Origin of the sequence: Brachybacterium massiliense (assembly GCF_900184245.1) — a bacterium.
GTDB classification, from domain to species: domain Bacteria; phylum Actinomycetota; class Actinomycetes; order Actinomycetales; family Dermabacteraceae; genus Brachybacterium; species Brachybacterium massiliense.
Genome location: NZ_FXXB01000008.1, coordinates 1,261,396 through 1,282,731 on the forward strand (window position 1 = coordinate 1,261,396; position 21,336 = coordinate 1,282,731).

Below are 21,336 nucleotides of genomic sequence, written 5' to 3' on the forward strand. Positions count from 1 at the left end.
GGCCACGTTCACAGCGGCCCTGTCACTGTCCGCGCAGCCGCTCCCCCAGAGCTTCCCGCGACCGCTCGCCCTCGAAGGCATGGCCGCGATGGGTGACCACCAGTTCGGGCGGCCGCGCCCCGAGCGCCTCCCATACCGGCGCCAGTTGGGCGAAGGATGCCCTGGTCGCGGCGATCGGGAAGATGTGGTCGCGCTCCCCCGCCTCGAGGATGAGGGCCCGCGGTGCGACGAGCGCGGCGATGTCCGCCATCTCGAGCTCGGGCAGCAGCCCGGGGATGATGTTGCAGGGGCAGTGACGGACCGAGCACAGGCTCGCCGCGAAGCTGCAGAAGTAGGTCGCGACGAGCGCCGCGGGGATCGTAGGATCCGACGCGGCCAGCAGCAGGGAGACCGCCCCGCCGCCGGAGCCGCCCGCGATCCCGACGCGCTCCGAGTCGATGCCGGGCAGTGCCCGCAGCGCCTGCACGGCGGTGCGCGCGTCGGCGACGCGCCGCCCCATCAGCGGCCGACCATGCAGCAGCAGCCGTGCGGCATCGATCCCGCAGGAGTTCTCCGCCGCCTCGTAGGGCACCTCCCCCACAGCCCGCGGGAAGCGGCGGCGGCCGAAGCTGAGCATCTCCGGGCACAGCACCGTGAACCCGTCCCGCACCAGCTTGTGGGCGAGGCCGTCGTGGTACTCGTCCACCGGATCGCTGCGCACCAGATCGTCGATGCCGCGGCCGTGCCCCGCGATCAGCACCACGGCGCCGCCGTTCGCGGCCGACGGGTCGGGGCGCAGCAGGAACGCGGGGATCGGCTCGTCCTCGCCGCCGTGGAGGCTCACCTCGACGGGGCCGCCGCCTGCGGGGGCGGCGGGGAGTGCGGCGAGGTGGCCGGTGGGCTCGGCGGTGGTGTCGAGGCCGAGCAGGGTGCGGAGGCGGTCGCGTGCGGTGGCCGGATCCATCGTTCCTCTTCCCTGGGCTTCTCGAGCGCAGTCTCGGGCGTCCGTGAACCGCTGTCAATACAGGCGCACGGAATCGGCGAGAACGCTGGTAGCGTGTGCGCACACTCGCGTGGAATCGGTTCCCGAGTCCGTCGATGACGACGCCCGACGGAGGAGAGAAGTTGGAGCATCGCACACGTCGCACCGGGGGTCCGACGATCACCCAGGTCGCGGAGGCCGCGGGGGTCTCCCGCGCCACCGTCTCGCGCGTCCTCAACGGCCGCACCACGGTGGATCCGACGATCGGCGCGCGGGTGCGCGAGGCCGCCGAGCAGCTCCAGTACCGCCCGAACCTCACCGCCCGCTACCTCTCCACCGGCCGCACCATGACCGTGTCCGTGGTGATCCCTGATCTGGGAAACCCGATGTTCCAGAGCATCCTGCGCAGCCTCACCCGCGCGGCGGAGGCCGACGGGTACGGGGTGCTCGTGGCCGAGGCCCGCACCGCGGAGCGGGAGGCGGCTGTCGCCCGCACAGCCCGACGGCAGTGCGATGCGGTGGTGTTGATCGCGCCGCGCATGCAGGCGGAGGCGCTCGACGCGCTCGTCCCCGAGATCGCGCCCGTGGTCGTGCTGAACCGGAGCCTCGCCGATCCTCGGATCGCGAGCGTCGGTATCGACTACCGCAACGGCATGGCCCAGCTGGTCCAGCACCTCGAGGAGCTCGGTCACCGGCACCTGGCATACCTCGCCGGCCCGCCGAGCAGCGCCGCCCATCAGGAGCGCCAGTCCGCCTTGGACGGCCTCGCCCGGCACCGCCCTTCGCTGCGCCTGCACACCGTCGAGGGCGGGGCCGCGCTCGAGGACGGGCACCGCGCGGCCGCCCAGGTGCTCGAGACCGGGGCGACGGCCGTGATGGCGTTCAACGATCTGGTCGCGCTGGGGCTGCTGTTCCGCCTCCACCAGCTCGGCGTCGACGTGCCGGGCGAGCTGTCCGTGGCCGGCTTCGACGGCATCGAGCTGGCCCGCTACTCGGTGCCCACGCTGACCACCGTGGACCAGGAGGAGCTCGACACCGGCGCGGTGGCCTGGGCCCTGCTGCACAGGCAGCTGGACCCAGGCCGCTCCTCCGCACCCACCGAGCACGCCGTGCTCACGCCGAAGCTCCTGATCGGGGGAAGCACCGGACCGGCGCCGCGCCCCTGACCAGGAGGCTCCGCCTCACTCCCCCAGCTGCAGCTCGACCGTGGCGAAGGAGTGCGGGGGCAGGGTGACCTCGAGCCCGCGCTCGTGCTCGCGCACGTCGGTCAGCGGCGCCGGGGCGACCGCGTCGGGCTGCTCGGGCGTGTTGTGCGCGGCGGAGCTCGCGCCGGTCAGCACCGTCGCGGTGTGGCCGGTGACGGAGCGTCCGCGCAGGTCCAGCACGAGGGTGCGGGGCTCGGAGGCGTCGAGGTTGGACAGCGAGACCAGCGCCGTCTCCCCCGTCGTCGAGGCCGAGGCCGAGATCATCGGCAGCGCCCGACCATCCACCTCCGCGGGCTCCTCCGGCAGCAGCACATGCGCATCCAGCGCCGAGGCGTCCTGGTGCCCGGCGTTCATCGCGAACACGTGGTACGTCGGGGTGAGCACGAGCGCGCCGGAGTCCGGATCGGTGAGGATCATCGCCTGCAGCACGTTCACCGTCTGGGCGATGTTCGCCATCAGCAGGCGGTCCGCATGGCGGTGGAAACCGTCGAAGTGGATGCTCGCCACGAGCGCGTCGCGCACCGTGTTCTGCTGGTACAGGAAGCCGGGATTGGTGCCGGGCTCCACATTCCACCAGGTGCCCCACTCGTCGAACACCAGCCCCACCTTGCGGTGCGGGTCGTAGCGGTCCATGACGGTGGAGTGGCGGGCCACGAGCTCCTCGGCGAAGGCCGCGCGAGAGAGGGTGCGGTACCACTCCTCCTCGCTGAACTCGGTGGCGCTGCCCTTGTCCTCCCAGGGCCCGGACATCGTGTAGTAGTGCAGGGAGATCGCCTGGTACGGGCCGGCCTTGCCGTCCTTGCTCTCGAGATTCGTGGCCGCGCGCATCAGCGCCTCGGTCCACGCGTAGTCGCTGTCGCTCGCCCCGGCGGCGATGCGGGTGACCTCGTTGCCGGCATGATCGCGCACGTAGGTGGAGTACTGGCGGGCCAGCGCCGCGTAGTCCTCGGCGCGCATGTTGCCGCCGCAGCCCCAGGCCTCGTTGCCGATGCCGAAGAAGGGCACCTTCCACGGCTCGTCCCGCCCGTTCTGCCGGCGCAGGGACGCCATCGGGGAGTCGTCGGCGCGGGTGAGGTACTCGATCCAGTCGCTCATCTCCGCGACCGTGCCGGAGCCGACGTTGCCGTTGACATACGCCTCGGTGCCCAGCAGCTCCACCAGGTCCATGAACTCGTGGGTGCCGAAGGAGTTGTCCTCGACGATGTCACCCCAGTGGGAGTTCACCATCCGAGGCCGCTCCTCGCGCGGGCCGATGCCGTCGCGCCAGTGGTAGTCGTCGGCGAAGCACCCGCCGGGCCAGCGCAGGTTCGGGATCCGCAGCGCGCGCAGCGCGGCGACCACGTCATCGCGGATGCCGCGGGTGTTGGGGATCTCGGAGTCTTCCCCCACGTAGAAGCCCTCGTAGATGCAGCGTCCGAGGTGCTCGGCGAAGTGGCCGTAGAGGTGCCGGCTGATGGTCGCGCCGGGCAGGTCGAGGTTGACGACCACGCGGGCGGGGCCGTCGGTGCGTCCGGCCGACGGGCCGGCCCCCGCGGGGCGGGAGCCGGTGGCCGTCGGGGTCAGGGCGGAGACCAGGTCGGAGGTCAGGGTGTGATCGGGCAGCGTCATGTGCGGTCCTCGTGATCGTGGGTGTCGGGTACGGGTCAGGCGGTGCGGGTCAGGCGGACCATGGTCCAGGAGATCGCGGGCAGCTCGCCGGCGAGCGCCCCGCCCTCGAGGGTGATCGAGGAGTTCGGCTGCGGGACGACGGTGTCGGGCGCGTCGGCGCTGTTGGCGGCGTAGGGGTCCTCGTGGTGGAGGGTCACCGCCTCGACCAGCTCGAGATCGCCGAAGGAGGAGAGGTCCACGCCGAGGTCCAGGGCGCCCGAGGCATCGCGGTTGACCACGAACACGGTGAGGTCGCCGGAGGCCTCGTCCCAGGTGGCGACGGCATCGGCCGAGGTGCTCGAGCCGAAGCGCTGGTTCTCGAAGCTCGGAGCCTCGATGTTCACCTGCAGCACCTCGCCCTTCGCGTGGCGGGATGTGAGGGAGAAGGGGTGGAAGGTGGTCTGGCGCCAGGCGCGGCCGCCGGGCTCGGTCATGATCGGGGCGATCACGTTGACCAGCTGGGCGAGCGAGGCCGAGGCCACGCGGTCGCTGTGGCGCAGCAGCGAGATCAGCAGGTTGCCGAACACCACGGCATCCATCGCCGAGTAGATGTCCTCGAGCAGCACCGGTGCGACAGGCCAGTCGTCGCCGCTGGGCGGGCGGGACTCGGCACGGTGCTGGTACCAGACGTTCCACTCGTCGAAGCTGACCATGATGCGCTTGTCGCGCTTGAGCTTGGCGCGCACGTGATCGGCGGTCGCGACGACGGAGTCGATGAAGTGGTCCATGTCGTCCGCCGAGGCGAGGAACGACGCCTGGTCGCCGTCCTTCTCGGAGTAATAGACGTGCGCGGAGATCATGTCCACGTGGTCGTAGGCCTCGGTGAGGACCGTGTTCTCCCACGCCGCGAAGGTCTCCATCTGCGCGTTCGAGGAGCCGCAGGCGATCAGCTCGAGATCCGGGTCCTCCATCCGCATCGCACGGGCGGTCTCGGTGGCGATCCGCGCGTACTCCTCGGCGTTCTTGTGGCCGATCTGCCAGGGGCCGTCCATCTCGTTGCCCAGGCACCACATGCGGATGTCGTGCTTCTCGGTCGAGCCGGTGTTGGCCACGCGTTGATCGGAGAGGTGGGTGCCGGCCGGGGCGTTGGCGTACTCGAGCACGTCGAGCGCCTCCTGCACGCCGCGGGTGCCGAGGTTGACCGCGTACATCGGCTCGACCCCGGCCTTCTTCACCCAGGCCATGAACTCGTCCAGGCCCACGGTGTTCGGATCCGAGGAGTGCCAGGCCAGGTCGTGCCGCACAGGGCGCTGCTCGACCGGGCCCACGCCGTCCTCCCAGCGGTAGCCGGAGACGAAGTTGCCGCCCGGGTAGCGCACGGAGCTGACCCCGAGCTCGCGGGTGAGCTCGAGGACGTCCTGGCGGAAGCCGTCCTCATCGGCCGACGGGTGGTCCGGCTCGTAGATGCCGGTGTAGACGCACCGGCCCAGGTGCTCGACGAAGGCGCCGAAGGTGCGGCGACGCACGGGGGCGACGCGGAAGGCGGGATCAAGGGTGAGAGTGACCTGCGATGACATCGGTGTCGGCGTCCTTTGTGAAGTGGCGACCGGCTCCGCTCTCGCTGCTGTGCGACGCGCGGGCGACGGATGATTCTACAACGTTGGAATAAGCCTTCCACAGCGATGACGCTCCGTCAACGGGTTCGCGTGACTCGGTTCGCGCCCCGCCCGCCCCGGTGACGGTGCAAGAATCGACCCATGCCCACTCGCTCGCCCTCCGGCCGTCAGCGCCCGCCCTCGCTGCGCGATGTCGCCGAGCTGGCGGGCGTGTCGATCAAGACCGTCTCGAACGTGGTCAACGACTACCCGCACGTGCGCGACTCGACCCGCGAGAAGGTGCGCGAGGCGATCCTGCAGGTGGGCTACCGCCCCCAGGTCGCCGCTCAGCACCTGCGCACGGGCGCCTCGAAGATGATCACCCTCGCGGTGCCCTCGCTGAGCTTCTCCTACTTCTCCCACCTCGCCCAGGAGTTCATCGACGAAGCGCAGCGCCGCGGCCAGACCGTCGTGCTCCACTCCACCTCGGGCGGCGCCGAGGCCGAGCGGAACGTGCTCGAGGGCTTCAACCGGGTGCTCGGTGACGGGGTGATCTTCAACCCGCTGATGCTCGAGGAGGAGCAGTTCGCTCGGATGGAGCGCACCAGCCAGCCCACCGTGTTCATCGGCGAGCACCTGCCCGAGCAGCTCCCGCAGGGCAGCGACTACGTGCGGATCGACAACGTGGGGGCCTCCTTCGAGGCGACCTCGCACCTGATCGAGACCGGGCGTCGACGCCTGGCCTTCATCGGCGCGATCGACACGGCGCTGGGCCTGCAGCCCCACAGCTCCGGCTCGATGCGCCGCGACGGCTTCCTCAGCGCGCTTGCCGAGAACGGCCTGGAGACCGGGAATGCACAGATCCAGGCGGTGGACGACTGGCATCGTCAGGACGGCTTCGACGGTGCGAACACCCTGCTGGACCGTGCGCCGGAGGTGGACGGGATCGTCTGCGGCAACGACGACCTGGCGATCGGCGTGCTCGCGGCGCTGCGCCGGCGAGGCCGACGGGTCCCGGAGGACGTCGCGGTGATCGGCTACGACGACAACTCCGACGCGCCCTTCGCCTCCCCTCCGCTGAGCACGATCTCCCCCGACAAGGCGACCCTCGCCACCACCGCCCTGGACCTCCTCACGGAGCGCATCCAGGGCCACGACGGCCCGCCCCGGACCGTCGACACCCCGTACTCGCTGGTCGTGCGTGAGTCCACGGCCCCGCGCCCCGTCCCCGAGAAGGAGGGACCTGCTGCGCGAGGTCATGGAGAGCGGCAACCCCAAGAGCGACCGCACCGGCACCGGCACGCGCAGCCTGTTCGGCAAGCAGATCCGCTTCGACCTCTCGCAGGGCTTCCCGCTGATCACCACCAAGCGCGTGCACATCCGCTCGCTGGTGGTGGAGCTGCTGTGGTTCCTGCGCGGCGACACCAACGTGCGCTATCTGCACGAGCACGATGTCACCATCTGGGACGAGTGGGCGGACGAGAACGGCGATCTCGGCCCCGTCTACGGCGCGCAGTGGCGCTCCTGGCCCACGCCCGACGGCGGCGTGATCGACCAGATCAGCGACGTCGTGGAAGAGATCCGCACGAACCCCGATTCGCGCCGCTTGATCGTCTCGGCCTGGAACCCGGCAGACATCCCCCAGATGGCCCTCGCGCCCTGCCACGCCCTGTTCCAGTTCGAGGTGCACGACGGCAGGCTCTCCTGCCAGCTGTACCAGCGCAGCGCCGACATGTTCCTCGGCGTCCCGTTCAACATCGCCAGCTACGCGCTGCTGACGCACATGATCGCCCAGCAGACCGATCTCGAGGTGGGCGAGTTCATCTGGACCGGCGGGGACTGCCACATCTACGACAACCACCACGAGCAGGTGCAGCGGCAGCTCTCCCGGGAGCCCTTCCCGTACCCGACCCTCCGGATCACCCGCCGGCCGGAGTCGCTGTTCGACTACACGCTCGAGGACTTCGTGATCGAGGACTACCAGCACCACAAGGGCATCAAGGCGCCGGTGGCGGTATGAGCCCGGAGGGCATGAGCGCCGGTGAGTCCCGGATCGGCATGATCTGGGCGCAGGCGCGCGGCGGCGTGATCGGCGCGGGCGGCACCATGCCGTGGCATCTGCCGGAGGATCTGGCGCACTTCTCGCGCACCACGAAGGGTGCACCGGTGGTGATGGGTCGGCGCACCTGGGAGTCCTTCCCGCCGAAGTACCGGCCGCTGCCGGGACGCACCAACATCGTGATCACCAGCGACGACGGCTTCGCGGCCGACGGGGCGGTGCGGGCCCGGGACCTGGCGGACGGGCTGCGCCTCGCCCGCGAGGTGCTCGAGTCGCAGCCCGCCCCCACGATCTGGGTGATCGGCGGCGGGCGCGTGTACCGCGAGGCGATGGCGCAGGCCGAGCAAATCGTGGTCACCGAGATCGACCTCGAGGTCGACGGGGACACCACAGCGCCCCAGATCCCGTCAGGCTTCGCGCTCGAGAGCACCGAGCCCGAGCAGGGATGGCACGAGGGGGCCTCCGGCCTGCGCTACCGGATCCTGCGCTACCGCCGCTGAGGCTCGAGGTCGAGCTCTGCGCCGGGGATCTGCGCGTCTCGTGCCACGGCGCTTTCCCAGGCCGGATCGAGGCGGGCCGCGAGATCGCGGTGGTACTGCACGGCGAACCCGGCGGCGAGGTCGCCGTCCCGCACCGCGTCGCGCAGGGTCGCCGCGCCCACCGCCGCCATGGTCATGCCCTGCGCGTACAGCGGGGTGAAGGCCGCCGCCGCGTCGCCGACGTGGACGAGGCCCTCGGGCGCATCCACGACCTCCTCCCAGCGCAGCCGATGGCTGCCCGCGGCCTTCGCGGCGGCGGGATCACCCACGGGTTCCGCCCCCTCGAGCGCTGCGAAGAGGCGCTGGTCGCGCAGCCGGGCGACCAGCTCACGCAGGCCCGCGAGGTCCGTCGGCGGCAGGTTCCGGGAGGTGCCGGAGACGGAGAGGATGTGTTCGCCGTTGCCGGCCGGTTCGAGCTCGACCGTGAGGGGCAGCGCCTCGCTCGCGGGGACCACGACGTGCTGGAGGCCGCTGGGCAGGGCGTCCTCGCGCAGGCGCAGGCGCTGGCAGGTGTAGGCGACGTGCACGCGGGTGGACAGTGCCCGGGGGCGCTCGGCGCCGAGGCCCTCGACCCAGCCGGCCGCCCGGCTGCTGCGACCGGCGGCATCGACCACGAGGTCGCCGTGCAGCTCGCCCCCGTCCCCGCCGCGCACCGTGACACCGGTGACCCGGTGGCCCTCGTCGTCGGTGAGCAGTCCGCCCACCGCGCCCTGGCGGGCGGTGACCGCCGGCAGAGCGAGCACGCGGCGGCGGATCACGCCCTCGAGCACTGGTCGGGTGAGCGCGAGGGTGCCCGGCTCCTGGATATCGTCCTGCGAGTCCCGGAGCCACTCCTGGCAGCCCGCGGCGAGCAGCTCCTCGCGCAGGCCGGGCAGCAGCTCCTCCATCGTGGTCTCGCCGAGGGCGAGCAGTCGGTGCACCACCCCGCCCTGGGGCACGCCGCGACGCGGTGCGAGCGCCTCGGGGCCCTCGGTGCGCAGCTCGTCGCGGTCGATGATCGTGACCTGTTCGAACTGCTCGGCGAGACCGGCCGCGGAGAGCAGCCCGGCCATCCCTCCGCCCATGATGATCGCGTGGTCCAGTGCCATGGCCCGCCTTCCTGAGTGCGCCGGGACCTCCCGGCCGGGTCTGAATCCTCCATCCCACGTCAGGGGCGGGCACGGCGCAAAACTTCTGTGATCTGGGCCGCGCAGAATCCTTGTCACAGGATTTTCAACGTTGTAACGTCAGGGGCGGAGGGCCGCACCGCACGGCGCGTCCCTCCCTCCCCGCGCTCTCTCGTCCGACCGCGTCCCACCATTCCCCGGAGCGGCACCGTCGAGCGCGACGCCCGAGGACGGGCTGCCCCGGGGACTCGACGAAGGAGTTGAGCATGGCGACCATCTCGCGCCGCACCCTGTTCACCGCAGCCACCGGACTGACCACCGCCGCCGGCGTCACCGCACTGGGAACCTCCCACGCCGCCGCCGGGCCACCGGGGCCTTCCCCGCTGCCGGACCCGACGTTCACCGAGGTCTCCGTGCACGATCCCTCCGTGATCGTCACCGACGGCCAGTTCTACGTGTTCGGCTCGCACCTCGCCGCGGCCCGCAGCGACGACCTCCTGCACTGGGAGGGCGTCGCAGACCTCGTCACCCCGCAGAACCCCCTGTTCGACGACGTCACCGAGGAGCTCGCCGAGGCATTCGCCTGGGCGAACACCGACACCCTGTGGGCGGCGGATGTCAGCGAGACCCCCGACGGGCGCTTCCGCATGTACTACTGCGCCTGCGAGGGCTCCTCCCCTCGCTCGGCGATGGGCACCGCGATCGCGGACCACGTCGAGGGCCCGTACCGCGACGAGGGAATCTTCCTGCGCTCAGGCATGTGGGACCAGCCCAGCGAGGACGGCACCATCTATGACGCGCAGGTGCATCCCAACGTCATCGACCCCCACGCCTTCGTCGACGCCGATGGTCGGCACCGGCTGGTCTACGGCTCCTACTCGGGCGGGATCTTCCTGCTCGACCTCGATCCCGCCACCGGTCGCCCAACCCCCGGGCAGGGATACGGCATCCATCTCATCGGCGGCAATCATTCCCGCATCGAGGCCCCGTACATCCTGCACTCGCGACGCACGGGCTACTACTACCTGCTGGTGACCTTCGGCGGGCTCGACGCGAACGGCGGGTACAACCTGCGCGTCGGGCGCTCCCGCAGCGTGGAGGGCCCGTACCTCGACCCGATGGGCCAGGACCTGCGCGAGGCGATGTCGGATCCCGCGATGCCGCTGTTCGATGACGCCTCGATCGAGCCGTACGGTGCGAAGCTGCTTGGCAACCACCGCTTCAGCGACGTGGAGGCGGAGGACCCCGGGGCGGGGTACGTCTCCCCCGGCCATGTCTCCGCCTGGGCGGACCCCGACGGGGAGGACGTCTTCCTGTTCCTGCACAGCCGGTTCCCGGACACCGGGGAGCTTCATCAGGTCCGCGTGCATCGCATCCATTTCAGCCACGACGGCTGGCCCGTGATCGCCCCGCACCGCTACGCGGGAGAACCCGCCGATCCGCGCAGGGCGCTCTCCCACCGCTCCCAGCTCGAGGGCGCCTGGCAGCTCGTGGACCACGGGCGCGCCATCAGCCCCGAGATCGTGGAGTCCCAGCGGATCCACCTGCATCGCAACGGGAAGATCACCGGTGCCCGCAGCGGTCGCTGGCGCCTCGAGGCCGGGCACCGCGCCACGGTGATCCTCGACGGGCAGACCTTCCGCGGCGTCTTCACTCGCGGGTGGCGCGAGAGCGTCGGAGCCTGGACCACCACGTTCACCGTGCTGGGCCCTGACGGCCGCAGCCTGTGGGGCACCCAGGAGGTCCGAGCAGAGAGCTGAGCGCGCGAAGCGCCCGTCGGCCTGCGGCGATGATCGCCACGGGACGACGGGCGCTGCGTCGTACTGGGTGCCAGCCGCTCAGGTGCCGGCGATGCCGGTGGTGGCGATGCCCTTGATGATCTGGCGCTGGAAGAACATGAACACCACGATCAGCGGCAGCGCCGCGAGCACGGCCTGGGCCATGTTCTGCGCGTACTGGATGCCGTAGGCGCTGATCACCGTCTGCAGACCGGTGGGCAGCGTCATCAGGTTCGAGTCGTTGACCACGATGAACGGCCACAGGAAGTTGTTCCACGCGCCGATGAACACGAAGATCGCGACCGCTCCGAGGATCGGCCTGGACAGCGGAAGCACGATCGAGCGGAAGATCCGGAAGCGGCTCGCGCCGTCCATCAGCGCGGCCTCCTCGAGCTCGAAGGGGATCTGGTCGAAGAACTTCTTGAGGATGAACACCATCGGTGCCGCGACCACCTGGGGCAGGATGATGCCCCAATAGGTGTCCACCAGGTTCAGCGAGAGCATCAGGTGGAACAGCGGGACGATGAGGATCTGGCCCGGGATCATGATCGAGGCGACGATCAGGGTGATCAGCATCGTCCGGCCCGCGAAGCGGAGCCTCGAGAGGGCGTAGCCCGCCAGCGCCGAGATCGTCACCGTGATCAGGGTGACCGCGGCGGAGGTGAGCAGGCTGTTCCATGCCCAGCGGGGCACCAGGCCCTCGGAGAGCACGTTGAGATAGGCCTGGATCGTGAACCCGTTCTCGGGAACGATCGTCACCGGCATCGCAGCAGCCTCGGCCTCCGTCTTGAAGGAGGTCAGCACCGCCCACAGGACCGGCACCAGCCAGGCCGCGGCGAGCACCGCGAGGATCACGAAGGCGGCGATGCGCGCGGGGGCAGGTCCGCGTCGGCGCCTCGAGGAGGTCGCCGCGACGGCGGCGGACCTCTCTCGCGGCACGACAGGGGTCAGGGCAGCGGTGGTGGGGTTCGCGGCGCTCATGCCTTCACACTCCGTCGGGACGCGATCACCATGTAGGCGATCGAGACGATGATGATCATGAAGAAGAAGATGTAGGAGATCGCCGAGGCGTAGCCCAGGCGGTATCCGGTGAAGCCGACCTCGTAGATGTACAGCAGCACGGGGCGGGTGGTCCCGCCGGGGCCGCCGCCGGTCATCTGGTAGATCTGGTCGAAGACCTTGAGCGAGGCGAGCATCTGCAGCACGAGCACCAGCACGGTGGTGGGCGCGAGCTGCGGCAGGGTGATCGAGAGGAACTTCCTCCATCCCCCGGCGCCGTCGAGGGAGGCGGCCTCATAGAGCTGATCGGGGATGTTCTGCAGCGCCGCGAGGTAAAGCAGGAAGTTGAAGCCGATGGTCCACCACACGGTGGTGATGACCACGGCGATCATCGCGGTGTTCGGGTCCTGCAGCCAGGCGGGCCCGGCGATGCCGAACCAGCCCAGGAAGGTGTTGATCAGCCCCAGCTGCGGGTTGTACATCCAGTTCCAGAACTGGGAGACCACGGTCGAGGCCAGCAGGAACGGCATGAAGAAGGACAGCCGCCAGAACCACTGACCGGGCAGGCCGATGTTCACCAGCACCGCGAGCAGCATCGCGACCAGGACCAGCGGGATCGTCGAGAGCACGGTGAACCAGGCGGTGTTCGCGAGCGAGGACCACACCTGCGGGTCGCCGAGCGCCTCGACCCAGTTGTCCAGCCCGACGAACTGGGTGTTGGTGCCGGCAAGGCTGGTGCCGGTGAAGCTCATCCACAGCCCGTAGACGGTGGGCCAGATGAGGAACAGCCCGAAGGCGATCAGGAAGGGGGCGCAGTAGAGCCAGCCGCGCAGGTTGTCGGTGCGGCGTCGGCGCGCGCGCCCGGCGGAGAGGGCGGTGGCCGCAGCGGCTCCTCGAGGAGGGGCGGTGAGGCCGTCGGCGGTGGTCATCGATCGTCTCCTTCGACGGGCGGACGGGGCGGCACGGGTGCATGCATGGCGATCACATCGGGGTGGGCTTGAGCAGCAGGGCGTTGATGCGGGCCACGAAGTCGTTCCAGCCCTCGAGGGGCTCGACGCGCCGGGCCCACACGTTCTGCATGTCGTTGCCAAAATAGGTGTGGAAGTCGGAGCCGGAGCCGCTGAACCAGGCCTGCGGATCGTAGACCAGGTGGTCCACCGCGTCGGCGTAGTGCGACTGCGGGATCAGCTCGTCGTAGGCGGGATCCTCGATCACCGGGGAGTAGGCCGGGATGTGGCCGGCCGCGGCCCAGTCGATCGAGTTCTTCAGGATGTGGGCGACGATCCCGTGGACGTTGCGGCGGCGTTCCGGATCCGGGTTCATCTGGTGGGGCAGCACGAAGGCGTGCGAGTCCGCGTAGGCGGCGGGCTCCCCGAAGACCCCGGGGATGATCGTCATGTCGAAGGGGACGCCCTGGGCCTTGTAGCTGCCGGTCTCCCACACACCGCCGTAGAAGGCGCCCGAGCCGCCGGTGGCGAACTCGGAGATCGCGGTGCCGCCGTCATGGCCGGTGTGGCCGACCTCGCCGTCGATGAGGGAGAGGATCCACTCGGCGGCCTCGATGACGAGCTCCTCCTGATAGATCATCTTCCCGCCGACGGGCAGCTCGATGGTGCCGCCGAGCTGGGTGTAGTAGGTCGAGAACATGCGCCACTGGTTCGAGCCGTCGCCCAGGTAGCCGTAGGAGAGGCCATAGCCGCTGGGGGCCTTGCCGCCGAGCTCGAGCAGCAGTGCGCGGAAGTCCTCGGGGTTGTCGGTGGGCAGGATCAGCCCGTCGTCCCCCAGCACCCCGGCCGCCTCGGCGATCTCGGTGTTGTAGTACATGACGAAGGGGTGGGAGTCGAGGGCGATCGCGGTGAGCTTGCCGTCCACCACCATCTTGTCCCAGATCAGCTCCGGGAAGTCCTCCTGGCGCACGCCGAACTCGCCGAGCAGGTCGAGATCCCACTCGTCCAGCAGGCCGCCGGGGGCGTAGCCGGGCACGCGGGCCGCGTGCATCACCGCGAGGTCCGGGGCGCGCCCGCCGGCCGAGGCCATCGCGAGCTTCGTGTAGTAGGGGGCGCCCCAGGCGAGCACCGTCTGCGTGACGCTCGCCGAGCCCTCGGTGGCCATGTAGCCATCGAGCATCTCTCCCATGGTCACACCGTCGGGCCCGGACAGCAGGTGCCAGAAGGCGATGTCGTCGGACGCTCGGGCGGCGCCGGCGCAGCCGGACAGCGCACCGAGCGCACCCACCGTCCCGAGCGCTCCCGCGCCCTGCATGAGGGAGCGGCGGCTGAGGGAGGGCGCGCCCGGGCGGCGCGCCGTGCGGGCGCCGCGGGAGGGCGAGGAACCATGCATCATTCGGTCCACCTCTTCGTGGTAGGGCTCATCCGCGGCGACCCATCCCCCTGCAGGGGCGGCCATGGCGCGGTGTTCCGTGTGTGCTGGGCCCGAATTTACATCGTTGCAATGTGAGCGTCAACACTTCTGGCGCAGCGTGTTTCGTGGAGGTTCCGACAGGCTCCCGATCGCGCACCGGCCGGCGCGAACGGCCGATCCCGCGCCGGTCAGCACAGGCCCGCGATCTTCACCCAGAACCGGGGGAAGGTCTAGAGCGGCTACTTGTACTTCAGCTTCGCGAGCCGGGTGCGGTACTGCTGGATCGCGAAGACCACGATCAGCGCGCCGAAGAGGAACAGCGTGAAGGCGTCGCAGCCGTAGCCACCCATCAGGCCGCCGAGGAGCCCGCCGGAGATGTATTGGTACGCCCTCGGGAACGGCGAGAGAAGCGCTGTGCGCAGGGCCCTCCAGACCGAGCTGCGGGGCCGCTGTCCGTGCGCCCACGATGGCGTCGAACGCCCCGAATGCTAACGTTCACATGCCCGCGGCGACACTCACCGGGCAGTGTCGCGGGTCACAACTGGGCAGCGGTCGCCCGGTTCCGCGACCCACAGGGACCTTCTGTCCGCTGTGAATCGATTTTGCAGGTCAGAGCACCGCACTGCCCGCCCAGCACCCGATCCGAAGGAGCGTGGACCCATGGCATCCGGCACCCGACGCCCCTCGATGGCGGACGTCGCCGCCCGCGCCGGCGTCTCCTACCAGACCGTCTCGCGAGTGCTCAACGAACCCGACATCGTGCGCGAATCCACCCGCACGCGCGTGCTCGCGGCCATCCAGGAGCTGGGCTACACCCGCAACCGCGCCGCCCGAGCATTGAAGACCACGCGCTCCTCCCTGATCGGGATGCTGAGCGACGGCTCGGCGCTGTTCGGCCCCACCGAGACCACCACCGCGATCGAGACCGCCGCCCGACGCGCGGGCTACTCGGTGCTGCTGACCACCGTCGGCGCCGAGGACCCCACCGGGCACGAGATCGGCGCCGAGCTCGTGGGCTCAGGGGCCGACGGAATCCTGGTGGTCGCCGCCCATGAGGGAATGGTGCCGGCGGTGGCCGCGGTGGCGCGCTCAACGCCGGTGGTCGCGGTCAGCGCCCTGCCGCCGCGCATCCCGGGGATCGAGGGAGTGGGGGTGGACCAGCGGCTCGGCGCGCACATGGTGATCGAGCATCTCGCCCGCACGGGCGCCCGCTCGGTGGTGCACGCCGCCGGACCGCCGGACTGGTTCGACGCCCGCGCACGCCGCGAGGGCTTCGAGCAGGCGATCAGCGCGCACGACCTCGACGGCGCGGTGCTGGGGCCGGGCGACTGGACGCCCCGCAGCGGTTACGACCTCACGCGGCAGCTGATCCGCGAGGGCCTGCCAGAGGCGATCTTCGCCGCCAACGACATGATGGCCGTGGGCGTGCTGCACGCGCTGCACGAGCAGGGCCTGCGGATCCCCGAGGACGTCGCGGTGGTGGGCTACGACAACACGCTCGGCGCCGAGTACCAGGTGCCCTCCCTGACCACCGTCGCGCAGCCCTTCGCCGAACTCGGCCGCCTCGCGCTCGAGCGGCTGCTGTGCCTGCTGGACGAGAAGGAGCTGCCGGCCGGGACGCCCCGCACTCTGCCGCCGCGCCTGGTGGTGCGCCGCTCCACCCGCCCCGAGCGCACGCACTGAGCCCGGCGCCGGAGGGCTGCTCGGCCGCCTCGCGCACCACGAATGTGAACGTTGACATCCTCTGTGTTCCCTGGTGGGATGGGACGCATGACGCACGACGCCGTGGCCTCCCCAGAGTACTCCGATCCCGCTGCCCTGATCGGCGCCGGCCGCGCCCATCTGGGCCTCGAGCTCGGCTCGACCCGCATCAAGGCGGCGCTGGTCGATGACGCCGGCGCGGTGCTCGCCACCGGCTCCCACGCCTGGGAGAATCGTCTCGAGGACGACAGCTGGACCTACTCCCTGGACAGCGTGTGGGCCGGGATCCAGGACTGCTACGCGGACCTGGTGCGCGAGGTGCGCGAGCGCCACGGCGTCGAGCTCACGCAGCTGGCGAGCCTGGGCATCTCCGCGATGATGCACGGCTATCTCCCCTTCGACGCCGACGGCGAGCAGCTCGCCCCATTCCGCACCTGGCGCAACACCTACACCACCGATGCCGCCGCCGAGCTGAGCGAGGCGCTCGGGGTGAACATCCCGCTGCGCTGGAGCATCGCGCACCTGCTGCACGCCCTGCGCGGCGGCGAGGAGCACGTGGCACGGCTCGACTTCCTCACCACCCTCGCGGGCTACGTCCACTGGAAGCTCACCGGGCGCAAGGTGCTCGGCATCGGCGATGCCAGCGGCATGTTCCCCATCGACTCCGCCGCCCGCACCTTCGACGCGGAGCGCCTGGAGCGCGTCGCCGCCCTCGAAGGCGTCTCCGATCAGCCCTGGTCCCTGCCCGAGGTGCTGCCCGAGGTGCTCGTGGCCGGGCAGGACGCCGGAACGCTCACCGAGAAGGGCGCGGCGCTGCTGGATCCGAGCGGCGCGCTGCGCCCCGGCGCCGTGACCGCCCCGCCCGAGGGCGATGCGGGCACCGGCATGGTCGCCACGCACGCGATCGCGCCGCGCACCGGCAACGTCTCCGCCGGCACCAGCGCCTTCGCGATGGTGGTGCTCGAGGGTCAGCTCTCCGGCCCGCGCGAGGAGATCGACATGGTCACCACCCCCGCCGGGGACCCGGTGGCGATGATCCACACCAACAACTGCACCACCGATCTGGACGCCTGGCTGGGCCTGTTCTCGCGCTTCGCCGAGCTGCTGGGCCACCCCGTCGGCCCCGAGGAGCTGTACAGCACCCTGTTCCGCGCGGGCGCCGAGGGCGAGGCCGACGCCGGCGGCGTGCTCAGCTACAACTACGTCTCGGGCGAGCACCAGACGGGCGTGGACTCCGGCCGTCCGCTGCTGGTGCGCCAGCAGGAGGCCCGCTTCACGCTCGAGAACTTCATGCGCTCCCAGCTCTACGGCGCCTTCGGCGCGCTCGCGGTGGGCATGGAGGCGCTGCTGAAGGACGAGGGCGTGCGCCTGGACGTCATGTACGCCCACGGCGGCATCTTCCGCACCGCCGGCATCGCCCAGCAGGTGCTCGCCGATGCGCTCGCCACCCCCGTCGCCGTCGGCGACTCCGCCGGGGAGGGCGGCGCCTGGGGCATGGCCCTGCTCGCCGCGCACACCGCCCACCGCCGCGCGGGCGCCGAGGGGACGCTGAGCGACTTCCTGGGCGAGCAGGTCTTCGCCGCCCAGCAGCTGAGCACCCTCGCGCCCGAGGAGACGGGCATGGCGGGGCATGCGCAGTGGCTGGACGCCTACCGGGCCGGCCTGCCCGTCGAGCGCCTGGCCGGCGACCTGATCGACTGATCTCGCTCCCCACCTCCTGTTTCCCGCTCCCCTGCTTCGACTCTGGAGATCTCATGACTCTCGTCCTCGCCGATCTGCCCGCCGCCACCCAGGAGGCCGTCGCCGCGACCCGTGAGCGGGTGGCCGCGCTGCACGCCGAGCTGCCCCGCAACCAGCTGGTGGTGTGGACCGCCGGGAACGTCTCCGAGCGGGTGCCCGCCACCGACCCCGAGGTGCCCGCCCTGCTGGTCATCAAGCCCTCCGGCGTCTCCTACGACGAGCTCACCGCCGAGAACATGGTGGTGTGCACCCTCGACGGGAAGAAGATCGTCGACGGCACCTCCGATGCGCTCACCCCCTCCTCGGACACCGCCGCCCACGCCTACGTGTATGCGCACATGGACGAGGTGGGCGGCGTGGTCCACACCCACTCCACCTACGCCACCGCCTGGGCCGCGCGCGGCGAGGAGATCCCCTGCGTGCTCACGATGATGGCCGACGAGTTCGGCGGCCCCGTGCCCATCGGCCCCTTCGCGATCATCGGCGATGACTCGATCGGCCACGGCATCGTCGAGACGCTCCGGGGCCACCGCAGCCCCGCCGTGCTGATGCAGAACCACGGCCCCTTCACCATTGGCAAGGACGCCCGCGCCGCGGTGAAGGCCGCCGTGATGGTCGAGGAGGTGGCCCGCACCGTGCACATCTCCCGCCAGCTCGGCGAGCCGCTGCCGATCGCGCAGCAGCACATCGACTCCCTGTACGACCGCTACCAGAACGTCTACGGCCAGCGCTGACGCCGGCCCCCACCCCGCTCAGAGACGAGGACACCCATGCAGAACCCCTTCGAGACCCGCGAGATCTGGTTCCTGACCGGCAGCCAGGGCCTGTACGGCCCCGAGACGCTCGACCAGGTCGCCGCGCAGTCCCGCACCATCGCCGAGACCCTCGACGCCGCCGGTGACATCCCGGTGAAGATCGTCTGGAAGCCGGTGCTCACCGACCGCGACGCGATCCGCGAGACCGCCCTGGCCGCGAACGCGGACCCCGCCTGCGTGGGCGTGATCGCGTGGATGCACACCTTCTCCCCCGCGAAGATGTGGATCCAGGGGCTCGACGCACTGCAGACTCCCCTGCTGCACCTGCACACGCAGGCGAACGTGGAGCTGCCCTGGTCCACGATCGACATGGACTTCATGAACCTCAACCAGGCCGCGCACGGCGACCGCGAGTTCGGGTACATCGCCACCCGCCTGGGCGTGGACCGCAAGACCGTGGTGGGCCACAGCTCGGACCCCTCCGTGCAGGGCAGGATCGGCCGCTGGGCCCGCGCCGCGACCGGCTGGGCCGAGATGCACTCCCTGAAGCTCGCCCGCTTCGGGGACAACATGCGCAACGTCGCCGTCACCGAGGGCGACAAGACCGAGGCCGAGCTGCGCCTCGGCGTCTCGGTGAACACCTGGGGCGTGAACGACCTGGTCGAGGTGGTGGACGCGGTGGACGATGCCGCGATCGACGCGCTAGTGGCCGAGTACGAGGAGCTGTACGAGGTGGTCCCCGAGCTGCGTGCGGGCGGGGAGCGGCACGAGTCGCTGCGCTACGGCGCCCGCCAGGAGCTCGGCCTGCGCCGCTTCCTCGACGAGGGCGGCTTCAAGGCCTTCACCACGAACTTCGAGGACCTCGGTAGGCTGCGGCAGCTGCCGGGCCTGGCCGTGCAGCGCCTGATGGCCGATGGCTACGGCTTCGGCGCCGAGGGCGACTGGAAGACCGCGATCCTGGTGCGGGTCGCCGCGGTGATGGGCCACGGCCTGCCCGGCGGCGCCTCCCTCATGGAGGACTACACCTACGAGCTCACCCCCGGCCGCGAGCAGATCCTCGGCGCCCACATGCTCGAGGTCTCCCCCTCGCTGACCACCGCGAAGCCCTCGCTCGAGATCCACCCGCTGGGGATCGGCGACCGGGAGGACCCGGTGCGGTTGAAGTTCACGGCCGACGCCGGACCCGCCGTGGTGGTGGCTCTGTCCGACATGCGCGAGCGCTTCCGCCTGGTCGCCAACGTGGTGAACGTGGTCGAGCCTGCGCAGGAGCTGCCCAAGCTGCCGGTGGCCTGCGCCGTGTGGGAGCCCGCCCCGGACTTCGCCACCTCCGCCGAGTGCTGGCTGACCGCCGGCGCCGCCCACCACACCGTGATGACCTCCGCGGTGGGCCTGGAGATCTGGGAGGACCTCGCCACGATCGGCGACATCGAGCTCGCCGTCATCGACGAGTCCACCACCGTGCGCTCCTTCGCCCAGGACCTGCGCACCAACCAGGTCTTCTACCGCCTCGGCCAGGGGTTCTGAAGGCGGGGCGGGCGCCCCTCCCCGCCCGGCGTGACGAAAGTGGGGCTATCGACGCCCGATTCCCCCACTTTTGTCACGCTGGCCAGGTGTTTCGTCCCGATGCAGTGACCTTCTCCGAGGAGCCGATGCCATGACGTCCTCCGACCCCTCGCCCGAGCATGCGCTCGAGGCGCCGGGCCTCAGCTGGTCCGGCACCGTGGACTACGGGCCCGGCCCCCTGCACGCCCCGAACAGCCTCGCCGAGCTGCAGGAGCTCGTGGGGCGCAGCCCGCGGCTGCGGGCGCTGGGCACCCGGCACTCCTTCTCCGAGGTGGCCGCGAGCGACGGGCCCCTGGTGACCCTCGCGAGGATGCCCGCGGACATCGACCTCGACGCCGCCGCGCGCACCGTGCGGGTGGGGGCGGGGGTGCGCTACGGGGAGCTCGCCCTCGCCGCGGCCGAGCACGGCCTGGCCCTGCCGAACATGGGCTCGCTCCCCCACATCTCGGTGGGCGGGGCGAGCGCGACCGGCACCCACGGCTCAGGCGATCGCCACCGCTCGCTCGCGAGCGCTGTGCAGGCGATCGAGCTGGTCACCGCGGGCGGGGATCTGCTCACGCTCTCCCGCGACGGGGATCCGGAGAGCTTCGACGGGGCGGTGCTCGCGCTCGGCACGCTCGGCATCGCCACCCACCTCACCCTCGACCTGGTGCCCGCCGCCCCGATGCGGCAGACGGTCCACCTCGACTTCCCCGCCGAGCGCATGACCAGCGAGGATCTGCTGGCCATGCTCGCGGGCGGCAGCAGCGTGAGCCTGTTCCACCACTGGGACGGGCGCATCGCCCAGGCCTGGGTGAAGCAGGTGGTGGGCGAGGACGAGGAGCTGCCGGCCAGCTGGCTCGGCGGCACCCGCGCCCGCGAGGCCGTGCATCCGCTGCCCGGGATGCCCGCGGACTTCTGCACCGATCAGAGCGGGCAGCCCGGCCCGCCGCATGAGCGGCTGCCGCACTTCCGGCTCGAGTTCACCCCGAGCAGCGGCGAGGAGATCCAGTCGGAGTACTTCGTCGCCCGCGAGGATCTCGCCGAGGCGCTCGCCGCGGTGAGCGACCTCGGCGCGCAGATCAGGCCGCTGCTGCACGCCTCGGAGATCCGGACCGTCGCCGCGGATGACCTGTGGCTCTCCCCCGCGCACGGCCGCGACAGCGCCTGCGTGCACTTCACCTGGAAGCAGCTCCCGGCGCAGGTCGCCCAGATCCTGCCCGAGATCGAGCAGCGCCTGGCGCCCTTTGCGCCCCGCCCCCACTGGGGGAAGGTCTTCACGATGGACCCCGACCTCGTGCGCGCGCAGTACCCGCGCCTGGAGGATTTCCAGGCCCTGCGCGACCGGCTGGATCCCGATCGCGTGTTCCGCAACCGCTACGTCGACCGACTGCTCGGAGAGTGAACG

General features: G+C 71.0%; 16 protein-coding genes and 1 pseudogene. 10 read left to right on the plus strand and 7 right to left on the minus strand.

Going from position 1 to position 21,336, the window contains the following annotated elements:
• Positions 1–22: 22 nt before the first annotated feature.
• Positions 23–943, minus strand: a complete 921-nt coding sequence (locus tag BN4251_RS15650) for a dienelactone hydrolase family protein (protein WP_087485946.1) — start codon at positions 941–943, stop codon at positions 23–25.
• 161 nt (positions 944–1,104) lie between these two features.
• Here BN4251_RS15650 and BN4251_RS15655 point away from each other — a divergent pair, with 161 nt between their 5' ends.
• A complete protein-coding gene (locus BN4251_RS15655) occupies positions 1,105–2,127 on the plus strand; it encodes a LacI family DNA-binding transcriptional regulator (RefSeq protein WP_170932000.1) in 1,023 nt (340 codons plus the stop codon).
• A gap of 15 nt (positions 2,128–2,142) precedes the next feature.
• On the opposite strand, the gene BN4251_RS15660 is transcribed toward BN4251_RS15655, so the two are convergent.
• Both BN4251_RS15660 and arfA read right to left on the minus strand, forming a co-directional pair.
• Positions 2,143–3,774 carry an alpha-N-arabinofuranosidase gene (locus BN4251_RS15660; RefSeq protein WP_087485948.1) on the minus strand — a complete coding sequence of 544 codons (1,632 nt, stop codon included), beginning with the start codon at positions 3,772–3,774 and terminating at the stop codon, positions 2,143–2,145.
• A 35-nt stretch (positions 3,775–3,809) separates the two neighbouring features.
• Entirely contained in the window at positions 3,810–5,330 is a 1,521-nt protein-coding gene (gene arfA / locus BN4251_RS15665) for an arabinosylfuranosidase ArfA (protein WP_087485949.1), read from the minus strand.
• Between the two features lie 180 nt (positions 5,331–5,510).
• On the opposite strand from arfA, the pseudogene BN4251_RS15670 reads away from it, so the two are divergent.
• The 3 genes and pseudogenes from BN4251_RS15670 to BN4251_RS15680 all read left to right on the plus strand — a co-directional run.
• Positions 5,511–6,500, plus strand: a pseudogene (locus tag BN4251_RS15670) (LacI family DNA-binding transcriptional regulator); the annotation flags it as partial.
• Between the two features lie 106 nt (positions 6,501–6,606).
• A complete protein-coding gene (locus tag BN4251_RS15675) occupies positions 6,607–7,368 on the plus strand; it encodes a thymidylate synthase (RefSeq protein WP_087485950.1) in 762 nt (253 codons plus the stop codon).
• 11 nt (positions 7,369–7,379) lie between these two features.
• Positions 7,380–7,907: a dihydrofolate reductase gene (locus BN4251_RS15680; RefSeq protein ID WP_087486419.1), complete on the plus strand. Its 528-nt coding sequence runs from the start codon at positions 7,380–7,382 to the stop codon at positions 7,905–7,907.
• Here BN4251_RS15680 and BN4251_RS15685 read toward each other — a convergent pair.
• The gene (locus BN4251_RS15685; RefSeq protein WP_087485951.1) at positions 7,895–9,034 is read right to left on the minus strand and encodes an FAD-dependent oxidoreductase; all 1,140 of its coding nucleotides are present in this window, start codon (positions 9,032–9,034) and stop codon (positions 7,895–7,897) included. The two genes, BN4251_RS15680 and BN4251_RS15685, sit on opposite strands and share 13 nt — an antisense overlap.
• Before the next feature lie 284 nt (positions 9,035–9,318).
• Here BN4251_RS15685 and BN4251_RS15690 point away from each other — a divergent pair, with 284 nt between their 5' ends.
• Positions 9,319–10,812: a glycoside hydrolase family 43 protein gene (locus tag BN4251_RS15690; RefSeq protein WP_087485952.1), complete on the plus strand. Its 1,494-nt coding sequence runs from the start codon at positions 9,319–9,321 to the stop codon at positions 10,810–10,812.
• A 78-nt stretch (positions 10,813–10,890) separates the two neighbouring features.
• Here BN4251_RS15690 and BN4251_RS15695 read toward each other — a convergent pair whose 3' ends face one another.
• The 3 genes from BN4251_RS15695 to BN4251_RS15705 are packed head-to-tail and all read right to left on the minus strand — an operon-like array spanning position 10,891 to position 14,169.
• On the minus strand, positions 10,891–11,811 hold the full coding sequence (locus tag BN4251_RS15695; RefSeq protein WP_087485953.1) for a carbohydrate ABC transporter permease: 921 nt from the start codon (positions 11,809–11,811) through the stop codon (positions 10,891–10,893).
• Positions 11,808–12,758, minus strand: coding sequence for a carbohydrate ABC transporter permease (locus BN4251_RS15700; protein WP_087485954.1), 951 nt, complete (start codon positions 12,756–12,758; stop codon positions 11,808–11,810). Before BN4251_RS15700 ends, BN4251_RS15695 begins: the two co-directional genes overlap by 4 nt.
• Positions 12,759–12,810: 52 nt before the next feature.
• Entirely contained in the window at positions 12,811–14,169 is a 1,359-nt protein-coding gene (locus BN4251_RS15705; protein ID WP_087486420.1) for an extracellular solute-binding protein, read from the minus strand.
• A gap of 681 nt (positions 14,170–14,850) precedes the next feature.
• Between BN4251_RS15705 and BN4251_RS15710 the strand changes: the two genes are divergently transcribed.
• The 5 genes from BN4251_RS15710 to BN4251_RS15730 all read left to right on the plus strand — a co-directional run bounded on the left by BN4251_RS15710 (position 14,851) and on the right by BN4251_RS15730 (position 21,333).
• Positions 14,851–15,873 (plus strand): LacI family DNA-binding transcriptional regulator, encoded by a 1,023-nt coding sequence (locus BN4251_RS15710; protein WP_087485955.1) that lies wholly within the window; start codon positions 14,851–14,853, stop codon positions 15,871–15,873.
• A gap of 87 nt (positions 15,874–15,960) precedes the next feature.
• Complete coding sequence (locus tag BN4251_RS15715; protein WP_087486421.1) at positions 15,961–17,592, plus strand: xylulokinase; 1,632 nt, start codon at positions 15,961–15,963, stop codon at positions 17,590–17,592.
• A 53-nt stretch (positions 17,593–17,645) separates the two neighbouring features.
• Complete coding sequence (locus tag BN4251_RS15720) at positions 17,646–18,365, plus strand: L-ribulose-5-phosphate 4-epimerase (protein ID WP_087485956.1); 720 nt, start codon at positions 17,646–17,648, stop codon at positions 18,363–18,365.
• Between the two features lie 36 nt (positions 18,366–18,401).
• On the plus strand, positions 18,402–19,910 hold the full coding sequence (gene araA, locus BN4251_RS15725) for an L-arabinose isomerase (RefSeq protein WP_087485957.1): 1,509 nt from the start codon (positions 18,402–18,404) through the stop codon (positions 19,908–19,910).
• Between the two features lie 130 nt (positions 19,911–20,040).
• On the plus strand, positions 20,041–21,333 hold the full coding sequence (locus BN4251_RS15730; protein WP_087485958.1) for a D-arabinono-1,4-lactone oxidase: 1,293 nt from the start codon (positions 20,041–20,043) through the stop codon (positions 21,331–21,333).
• The last annotated feature ends 3 nt before the right edge of the window (positions 21,334–21,336 follow it).

What these genes read in the sequence shown, in the direction of transcription:
- BN4251_RS15685 (WP_087485951.1), bottom strand. Translation starts at nt 9,034, where the DNA reads ATGGCACTGGACCACGCGATCATCATGGGCGGAGGGATGGCCGGGCTG.
- BN4251_RS15695 (WP_087485953.1), bottom strand. Translation starts at nt 11,811, where the DNA reads ATGAGCGCCGCGAACCCCACCACCGCTGCCCTGACCCCTGTCGTGCCG.
- BN4251_RS15710 (WP_087485955.1), top strand. Translation starts at nt 14,851, where the DNA reads ATGGCATCCGGCACCCGACGCCCCTCGATGGCGGACGTCGCCGCCCGC.
- BN4251_RS15705 (WP_087486420.1), bottom strand. Translation starts at nt 14,169, where the DNA reads ATGCATGGTTCCTCGCCCTCCCGCGGCGCCCGCACGGCGCGCCGCCCG.
- BN4251_RS15660 (WP_087485948.1), bottom strand. Translation starts at nt 3,774, where the DNA reads ATGACGCTGCCCGATCACACCCTGACCTCCGACCTGGTCTCCGCCCTG.
- BN4251_RS15715 (WP_087486421.1), top strand. Translation starts at nt 15,961, where the DNA reads ATGACGCACGACGCCGTGGCCTCCCCAGAGTACTCCGATCCCGCTGCC.
- BN4251_RS15650 (WP_087485946.1), bottom strand. Translation starts at nt 943, where the DNA reads ATGGATCCGGCCACCGCACGCGACCGCCTCCGCACCCTGCTCGGCCTC.
- BN4251_RS15730 (WP_087485958.1), top strand. Translation starts at nt 20,041, where the DNA reads ATGACGTCCTCCGACCCCTCGCCCGAGCATGCGCTCGAGGCGCCGGGC.
- arfA (WP_087485949.1), bottom strand. Translation starts at nt 5,330, where the DNA reads ATGTCATCGCAGGTCACTCTCACCCTTGATCCCGCCTTCCGCGTCGCC.
- BN4251_RS15720 (WP_087485956.1), top strand. Translation starts at nt 17,646, where the DNA reads ATGACTCTCGTCCTCGCCGATCTGCCCGCCGCCACCCAGGAGGCCGTC.
- araA (WP_087485957.1), top strand. Translation starts at nt 18,402, where the DNA reads ATGCAGAACCCCTTCGAGACCCGCGAGATCTGGTTCCTGACCGGCAGC.
- BN4251_RS15675 (WP_087485950.1), top strand. Translation starts at nt 6,607, where the DNA reads ATGGAGAGCGGCAACCCCAAGAGCGACCGCACCGGCACCGGCACGCGC.
- BN4251_RS15690 (WP_087485952.1), top strand. Translation starts at nt 9,319, where the DNA reads ATGGCGACCATCTCGCGCCGCACCCTGTTCACCGCAGCCACCGGACTG.
- BN4251_RS15680 (WP_087486419.1), top strand. Translation starts at nt 7,380, where the DNA reads ATGAGCGCCGGTGAGTCCCGGATCGGCATGATCTGGGCGCAGGCGCGC.
- BN4251_RS15700 (WP_087485954.1), bottom strand. Translation starts at nt 12,758, where the DNA reads ATGACCACCGCCGACGGCCTCACCGCCCCTCCTCGAGGAGCCGCTGCG.